6 protein-coding genes and 1 pseudogene are annotated in these 7,540 nt (G+C 41.0%); all 7 read left to right on the top strand.

Features of this window, described 5'->3' with window-relative positions; all coding sequences use genetic code 11:
• Window positions 1-333 (top strand): annotated as a pseudogene (locus AAC037_RS14985) (TolC family protein); the annotation flags it as partial.
• A gap of 52 nt (window positions 334-385) precedes the next feature.
• Window positions 386-574, top strand: a complete 189-nt coding sequence (locus AAC037_RS14990) for a hypothetical protein (RefSeq protein ID WP_339903742.1) — start codon at window positions 386-388, stop codon at window positions 572-574.
• Between the two features lie 21 nt (window positions 575-595).
• Window positions 596-2,107, top strand: coding sequence for an efflux RND transporter periplasmic adaptor subunit (locus tag AAC037_RS14995; protein WP_014022477.1), 1,512 nt, complete (start codon window positions 596-598; stop codon window positions 2,105-2,107).
• 12 nt (window positions 2,108-2,119) lie between these two features.
• On the top strand, window positions 2,120-5,209 hold the full coding sequence (locus tag AAC037_RS15000) for an efflux RND transporter permease subunit (RefSeq protein ID WP_014022476.1): 3,090 nt from the start codon (window positions 2,120-2,122) through the stop codon (window positions 5,207-5,209).
• Window positions 5,210-5,440: 231 nt separating this feature from the next.
• On the top strand, window positions 5,441-5,938 hold the full coding sequence (locus AAC037_RS15005) for a transposase (RefSeq protein WP_339903743.1): 498 nt from the start codon (window positions 5,441-5,443) through the stop codon (window positions 5,936-5,938).
• Window positions 5,939-6,299: 361 nt separating this feature from the next.
• Window positions 6,300-6,677 (top strand): hypothetical protein, encoded by a 378-nt coding sequence (locus AAC037_RS15010; RefSeq protein WP_014022475.1) that lies wholly within the window; start codon window positions 6,300-6,302, stop codon window positions 6,675-6,677.
• A gap of 3 nt (window positions 6,678-6,680) precedes the next feature.
• Window positions 6,681-7,540 (top strand): matrixin family metalloprotease (locus tag AAC037_RS15015; protein WP_339903744.1); only part of this gene is annotated, 860 nt, incomplete at its 3' end.

Below are 7,540 nucleotides of genomic sequence, written 5' to 3' on the forward strand. Positions count from 1 at the left end.
TTATGGAGTAGCCGAAATACTGTCAAGGCCGCTGAGGCAAACTATGATTACCAAAAGTCTTTTACCCAAGTCAAAACAGATGTTATGCATAGTGAATTTCTGGGTGAATATGAAGTGTATCAAGTGATGCTGAAAAAATATCAGGAATACCATTCCACGCTACAGTCCTTGGAAAGTGAAGCATTATTGCTTCAGGCATTTAAATTGGGTGAACTTTCCTTTATGCAGTATTACCTCGAATTACAATTCTATCAGCAGGCATTCGACTCCATGTTGGAAATGGAAAAACAGTTAAATCAATCCAAAGCTGAGCTATTAAAACATCAATTATAACATTCAAACTACAAAAATTATGAAAATCTCAAATATTCTATTCGCACTACTTTTGATCGTTTCTGTCTCATGTGGCAACAAAAAAAACAACGATGATCATGGTCACATGCATACTACAGAAGAAGAACACGGCCATGCACATGATGCAGAGGATGCCGATCATCATCAAGAAGAATTCAAGGTAGAAAAAGACTCTACCGAGCATACCCATGACGACGGGACTACTCACAGCGATCATTAATCTATTCAAAGGATATTGATTATGCGATATGTAATTCTAATGATTACACTCCTCCTTGCCTCATGTCAGGCAAAGGAAGAGGAGGATCATGCCCATGATGCAAATGGTGGGCATGCGGTGGAAATAGAAGAATTCCCATCTGTAGATGCTACAGTGTGGACGGATAAAACGGAATTGTTCGTGGAATTTCCTGCCTTGGTTGTAGGTGGGACCAGTCGATTTGCCGCTCATTTTACAATTATGGATAGGCATCAGCCAGTCCGCGAGGGTTCATTGACGGTCAGTCTGATCAAGGGGGAAAACGGTATAAGAAATTCGGTTGATGCCCCCGATTCCCCTGGAATATTCAAACCTTCTTTACAACCAAGGGAAGCTGGGATCTATCAACTGGTATTTGAGCTCGAGACTCCTTCAATTACAGATAAAATAGTGATTCAGGGTGTGACAGTCTACGCTTCCATGGAAGATGCTGCAAACGATTTGAACACGGCAGAAACAGATGATGGTTCTATCACCTTTCTTAAAGAACAGGCTTGGAAAATAGATTTTCAGACTGCGAAAGTTGTAGAAAAGGAGATCTACCAAACCATCCCTACTTCAGGAAGATGGAAGGTTTCCCCTTCGGATTACCAGACCCTTATTGCGCCCAACTCAGGGAAAATCAACTTCAGTAGCAATAATCTTAACGAAGGGATGAAAGTACAAAAAGGCCAAGTACTCATGTCTGTCAGCAGTGCGGAATTGACCTCAAATAACCTTTCTGCAGAGATCCAGAAAGCCAGAGCGGCCTATGAGCAGGCAAGCCAGGAATATGAGCGAAAGAAGCAATTGTTTGAATCCAAGATTGTACCCAAGGCAGAATTTGAGCTGGTGGAGCAGAAGTATTTAGTGGCCAAGTCAACATATGAAACCCTTAACGCAGGATATTCCTCAGGAGGCAAGCAAATCCTGGCTCCATTTGAAGGCTATGTAAAATCAATAGCTGTGGATAATGGATCGTTTGTTTCTGAGGGTGCGAGTCTGGTGACAATTACCAGCCATAAAACCAGCCTTCTGGAAGTCCAGATAAGTCCATCCTATGCTACTCAGCTCCAGAATATCCATGACATCTACTATCAAACCAGATCTGACCATTGGTCTGGTCTGAAAGCCACTACCGGAAAGGTCTTGTCTGTAGGAAAAGAGGTGGAAAGTGATCAGCCCCTGCTGTCAGTATTTGCGGAAATCAACGATGTAGTAGAAATGCCTGAAGGTAGTTTCACAGAGGTTCAACTAGCTTTTGGACACCCCAAACTGGCAGCAGTTATTCCTCAATCAGCTTTACTGGAAGATTATGGTAATTATTCTGTGATCGTGGAACTGTCAGGAGAAAGTTTTGAAAGGAGACCAGTAGGCATTGGGAGAAGAAATGGAGAGGAAGTGGAGATTTTAGAAGGCGTGCAGCTGGGTGAAGTGGTAGTTACACGTGGTGCATATCAGGTGAAAATGGCTTCAATGTCTGGACAGGCACCAGCACACGGCCATGAACATTAATGAATCGGGGCTATGCTAAATAAAATATTATCTATTTCACTTCACAATAGATTATTGGTGCTCTTTGGTGCTGTGGTACTAAGTGTCACAGGCTTGTATCTTGCACGGACGATGAATGTGGATGTGTTTCCTGATCTGACGGCACCGACTGTGACGATCTTGACGGAAGCACATGGGATGGAATCAGAAGAAGTAGAAAAACTGGTTACTTACCAGTTGGAGACCGCAATGAACGGATCTCCCAATGTCAGAAGAATTCGTTCTTCATCGGCTGCGGGAATATCGATCGTGTGGGTAGAATTTGACTGGGGTACCGATATCTATCGTGCCCGGCAGATTGTGAGTGAACGAATTCCTATGGTTCAAGAAAATTTACCCGAGGGAGTAAGTACTCCGACAATGGCACCTATCTCATCTATAATGGGTGAAATCATGCTTTTGGGAGTGACCTCGGATAGCCTTTCTCCCATGGAGTTACGGACCCTAGCTGATTGGACCATCCGCCCACGGATTAAATCCATTGGAGGGATAGCAAATGTGGTAGTGATAGGCGGTGATTATAAGCAATATCAAGTTTTCGCCAACCCTGAAAAGCTAAAATATTACGATGTAACGCTGGGGGAATTATTGGAAAAAGTAAGGGCTTCCAATATGAATGCTCCGGGAGGCGTAATGAATGAATTTGGAAATCAATACATCATCAAAGGAAGTGGCAGGGCATATGCTGTGGAAGACTTGGAAGAGGCAGTATTGAAACAAGTAAACGGACAATCCATCAAAATAAAGGATGTTGCGACCGTGCAGATCGGGGCAGCGGACAAAATCGGAGACGGTTCTTTGAATGCATCTTCGGCTGTGATTTTAACTGTATCTAAGCAACCGGATGTAAACACCCTGGAGCTTACGGAAAGCCTAGATGAGGCAATCGCGGATTTGCAAAATACGCTTCCGGCAGGTGTGGAAATCAAAAGCGAGATCTTTAGGCAATCAAATTTTATTGATGCTTCTATTTCTAATCTGAACCAAACTTTACTTGAGGGTGCATTTTTCGTGGTGCTTGTGCTTTTTATCTTCTTGATGAATTGGCGCACTACGGTAATCTCATTATTTGCCATCCCAATTTCCCTGCTGGTATCTGTAATTGTACTTAAGCTTTTAGGCTATACAATCAATACCATGAGTCTGGGGGGTATGGCCATTGCCATAGGTGCTTTGGTGGATGATGCGATTATTGATGTGGAGAATGTTTTCAAGAGATTGAGAGAGAATGTACGTAAGCCTGTTGAAGAGAGGCAGTCAGTACTTCAAGTAGTTCAGGATGCTTCGGTCGAAATTAGGAGCTCGATCATTATTGCTACGCTGATTATCATCGTTTCATTTATTCCACTTTTCTTTTTAAGTGGTATGGAAGGACGGTTATTACAACCTCTGGGAATTGCTTTTATTACCTCGGTATTGACTTCATTGATCGTAGCGGTGACGGTGACGCCTGTACTTTGTTCTTACTTGCTGAAAAATAGTAAGGTACTTGAGAAGCAAGCTGAAGGAACCAAAGTAGAACGTTGGTTACAGAAGCATTATTCAGGATTCTTACGAAGAGCACTGGAAATCCCCAAATGGATCATCGGTCTAACAGCTGGGGCATTTATACTAAGCTTAATCCTTTTCGCACAGCTTGGGCGAAGCTTCCTTCCAGAGTTTAACGAGGGCTCGTTAGTGATCAGTGTCGTAGGTATTCCCGGAATGTCCTTGGTGGAAAGTAACAAGACAGGATTGCTGGTAGAGCAGTTGCTTTTGGACATGCCCGAGGTAGACGTTGTTACCAGAAGAACTGGTCGGGCAGAGCTGGATGAGCATGCTCAGGGTGTAAATGCCGCTGAAATCGACGTTCCGTTTGTACTTTCTGATAAATCCAAAGAGGAGTTTTTCGAAGAGGTGCGAACCAAACTGAGTGTAGTTCCAGGCGCAAGTATAACACTTGGCCAACCCATTGCGCACCGGATTGATCACATGCTCTCTGGTACAAGGGCCAACATTGCTGTCAAAGTCTTTGGGTCTGACCTACAGCGATTGTTTGAACTAGGCAAAAATATCGAAACGAGCATCAAACCAATTGAAGGGATAGCTGATGTTGCTGTAGATCAGCAAGTAGAGGTTCCTCAACTGAGGATCACTCCGAATCGTCAATTACTGGCAGCCAACGGGATGACAGTGTATCAATTGATGGAGCAGGTTGATATTGCCTTTGCAGGTGAAAAAGCAGGTGAAATTTATGAAGGACAACAGTATTTTGACCTAGTTGTAAGGTTCAGAGCTGAATCCAGAAGTACAAGAGCAAGCATCGAACAGGCATTGATTTCTCTTCCCGGCGGAGGCCAGATACCGCTCGATCAGCTCGCAAATATAAGCTCTGTAAGTAGCCCAAATACCATAAGTAGAGAAAACGTGCAACGAAAAATTGTAATTGCAGCAAATGTTCAAGGAAGGGATCTTCGAAGTGTTGTCAATGATATCCAGCAAATCATCGGAGATGAGATTCAGCTCCCTGATGGATATCGGGTAGAATATGACGGACAGTTTGAGAGTGAGGCCAAAGCATCTCAGCTACTGTTAATCACAGCAGGTATGGCTATTCTGATTATTTTCCTTTTGCTGTATTACGAGTTTCAGGACATCAAGCTTTCCTTTGTGGTATTACTTAATTTACCTTTGGCTCTGATTGGAGGAATTCTGATCGTCTATTTTACCTCCGGAGTAATTAGCATCGCAGCTACAATTGGTTTTATCAGTTTATTCGGAATCGCAACAAGAAACGGAATTCTACTTGTTTCACGTTATGAAGATCTTAGGAAAGAAGGGAAAGGCGGAGACGAACTCCTGCTTGAAGGTGCCATGGATCGGCTTAACCCAATTCTGATGACAGCATTTACTACAGGTCTGGCTTTGATTCCATTAGCACTCAAAGGAGGAGAGGCCGGAAATGAGATTCAGAGCCCTATGGCGGTCGTAATTTTGGGAGGATTGCTTTCTGCCACTTTACTTAATCTATTTGTCATACCATGTGTGTATGAGTTAGTAAACAAGCGAAAATCTATTGTTTAATAATTCATTAATTTCTTTAATCATAACACCTCAGGGAAATTCCCTGGGGTTTATTTTATTTAAATTTCTAAGGAAGAAGGAGATGATCTGACAAGTTATCCTGTTCAATTTGACGTATTGGTCTTCAGTTTTCAGCCTATGAATTATAGACTGAAGATCGTGGGATGTTTTCTGAATAAGAGCCGATGAAATGCACTATTTTTTCACATCCCAGGTGCGGGATGGTTAGCTATGTTTTCAAGAAAAGTCTATAGAGATTTTATCTTGGAAAATCTGGCTTATTGTAAAAAGGAAAAAGGACTTTTCCTCTTTGGTTATGTCATCATGACCAATCACCTTCACTTGGTTGTTCAACAAAAAGATGCGAAATTATCAGGATGGGTGCGTGATTTTAAGAAATTTACAAGCAAGAAATTGCTAAAAATGATAATTGAAAACCCTCAGGAAAGCAGAAAGGAATGGTTGAAGATAATTTTTGCCTATCATGCGAAATTTAATAAAAGAACTGGGGAGATGCAATTTTGGACACATGAAAACCATGCTGTCGAACTTTATCGAACTGAAATGATTGAAAGTAGAATGAATTATATACATGAGAATCCGGTAAGGGCAGGAATCGTGGAAAAACCAAAGGACTACATGTGTTCGAGTGCAAGAAATTATGCTGGATTAGAAGGTTTGATAGCCGTGGATCATTGGCAATTCCGTCCAATTCCAATTGCAAATTAAAAATAATAGAAGGGTGTTTTGCAAACCTACACCCAGCTCACGAAGGCATAAACTACACCTAGCCGGGGTCATTTTGGATCCTTGAAATAAAATTTCCCTCCCCGATGTACCGTTTGTCAATAATTCACTTTATTTTTTAAGAAAATGTGGGAAAATTAAGTATTAGGAATAAAAATTGTTAACATTTAGTCTTAAAGGAAAGTGTGGCACAATAATTTTTTTCAAATATGAAAATAGGATGGTGTTCAATCAAAATTTGGTATTTCTCACGAGGTCAACTTAAATAATTCCGGGACTTAGATCAGCATTTTCTAATTTTCTAATCCAAAAATTATTACCAATTCTTAAAATTTAGAATAATATGAAAAAATTCAAAATACTCTTATTTCTAGGTGGACTATTAAGCCTCTTGGGGTTTGGTTGCGAAGAAGAAGAGCCTACAAATTGTGAACTGGCCGCATGTGACCCCGGAAGAAAAACCATCAAACAGTGGGTAGACAAAGAGGGAATGGTATTGTTGGACAACAGGAACCAAATGTATTATATAAGTACTGGTGAATCACCTGATATGCATATACTTGGATATATTTGCAATTTACCTGAAGAATTTAAAAGTGAAGGAATGCTAGTTGTGGTAAGTGGTGATTTAAAAGAAGATTGTGATGAGCTTAACCTTATCACTGTAGCTCAGGAAAATTATTATTTACATATTGATAGTATTGAAATCATTAAGGATTAAATTATGGAAAAGTTTTACTTTATTCTCATCATGCTTTTATGCTCGGTTAGTGTATTCAGCCAAACCATTCAGAATTCTGATTCTGATATGGTCTTTCTTGATGGGAAGCCGGATAAAAAGAAATCCAACGAAAACGTCATAAATCCTAAATATGTTATTATTGGAAATGGGAATAATGTATGGGAAGACCGAATTATTACGTATTTTTTTGATAATGGGACCCCAGATATTAGCGGGGATCTTGAAGAAGATGGGGTAAGAGATGCATTTGATATATGGCAAGCAGAAACTGATATAGCTTTTTTAGAGGTATGTAATGCTAACAATGCAGACATAGTTATTTCTTGGAGATCGTGGAACCATGGAGATGGGGCTCCATTTGATGGACCTAATGGGGTGTATGCTCACGCACTTATTGGTGAAACCACTAACCCCCTTGCTGGAGATATACATTTTGATGAAAGCGAAGATTGGACCATAGCTGAAACAAGTAATGATAACCAACCTATGGATTTGGTTACTTTTGCTGCCCATGAAATCGGCCATGCCATAGGTTTGGATCATTCTAATGTAAATACTGCATTGATGGCAGGTGGTCATGCTCTTTGGATACAAAATGGGTCTCATCGGTTTTTGATACAAGATGATATAGCTGGGATACAAAATCTTTATGGTTTACCTAATAGTGGGGAATTGGTTGATGGCCCTGATGCTCTTTGTTCCAGCGGGTCATATACGATTCAGGATGTACCAGCTGGTATATCAGTTGCATGGACGGTCAGCCCATCCCATATTTTCACAAATAGTTCCGGCACAGGAACAACAGCAAACCTAAATCTTGTACATCCTATGACTGTTTCAGG

The organism is uncultured Cyclobacterium sp. (assembly GCF_963976465.1).
In the GTDB taxonomy this organism is placed as follows: domain Bacteria; phylum Bacteroidota; class Bacteroidia; order Cytophagales; family Cyclobacteriaceae; genus Cyclobacterium.